Raw genomic sequence first — 1,311 nt, 5'->3', positions numbered from 1 at the left:
GATGAGCGCCATCGACGGGCTCTGGCCCGCGGTCGAGGCCAAGCTCGGCAAGACCATCGAGGCGCGCAAGCCGACCGCCTCGGTGGACGAGGTCCGCGCCGCCACGCTGGACAGCCTGCGCGCGATCATGATGATCCGGGCCTACCGGATGCGCGGCCACCTCAAGGCCAATCTGGACCCGCTGGGCATCGCCACCACGCCCGGCGACGCCTCCGAGCTGGATCCCGCCACCTACGGCTTCGCCGAGGCCGACTTCGACCGTCCGATCTTCCTGGACTACGTGCTGGGCCTGGAGACCGCCTCGGTGCGGGAAATCCTGGCGATCCTGCGCCGCACCTACTGCGGCAACCTCGGCGTCCAGTACATGCACATCTCCGATCCCAAGGAGAAGGCGTGGCTGCAGGAGCGGATCGAGGGCCGCGACAAGGAGATCAACTTCACCAAGGAGGGCAAGGTCGCCATCCTGAAGAAGCTGATCGAGGCGCAGGGCTTCGAGGCCTTCCTTCATCGCCGCTTCCCCGGCACCAAGCGCTTCGGCCTAGACGGCGGCGAGGCGATGGTCCCGGCGCTGGAGCAGATCATCAAGCGCGGCGGCGCGATGGGGGTGAAGGACATCGTCATCGGCATGCCGCACCGCGGCCGCCTGAACGTGCTCGCCGCCGTGATGGGCAAGCCGTACCACGTGATTTTCCACGAGTTCCAGGGCGGCTCGTCGCTGCCCAGCGACGTGCAGGGCTCGGGCGACGTGAAGTACCACCTGGGCGCCAGCTCGGACCGCGAGTTCGACGGCAACGAGGTGCACCTGTCGCTGACCGCCAACCCGTCGCACCTGGAGATCGTGAACCCCGTCGTCATCGGCAAGGCGCGCGCCAAGCAGGCCTTCACGCTGCGCGAGACCCCGAGCGCGGGCCGCAGCCACGTTCTGCCGCTGCTGCTGCACGGCGACGCGGCCTTCGCCGGCCAGGGCGTGGTGTCGGAGTGCTTCGCGCTGTCGGGCCTGCGCGGCTACGGCGTGGGCGGGACCATGCACTTCGTGGTCAACAACCAGATCGGGTTCACCACCAGCCCGAAGAACAGCCGCTCGTCGCCCTACCCCACCGATGTGGCGCTGGCGGTCGAGACCCCGATCTTCCACGTCAACTGCGACGACCCCGAGGCGGTGACCTTCGCGGCCAAGGTGGCGACCGAGTATCGCCAGCTGTTCGGCAAGGACGTGGTCGTCGACATGTTCTGCTACCGGCGGTTCGGTCACAACGAGGGGGACGACCCCACGATGACCCAGCCGCTGATGTACGCGAAGATCAAGAACCA

The 1,311-nt window shown here is 68.0% G+C and carries 1 protein-coding gene; it reads left to right on the top strand.

All coding sequences use genetic code 11. From position 1 onward, the window contains the following. The coding region (locus tag JNK30_RS17755) for a thiamine pyrophosphate-dependent enzyme (RefSeq protein ID WP_293484228.1) at nt 1-1,311 on the top strand (1,311 nt) is incomplete at both ends.

Source organism: Phenylobacterium sp. (genome assembly GCF_016793225.1).
In the GTDB taxonomy this organism is placed as follows: domain Bacteria; phylum Pseudomonadota; class Alphaproteobacteria; order Caulobacterales; family Caulobacteraceae; genus Phenylobacterium.
This window is presented reverse-complemented; position numbering and strand designations above follow the sequence as displayed.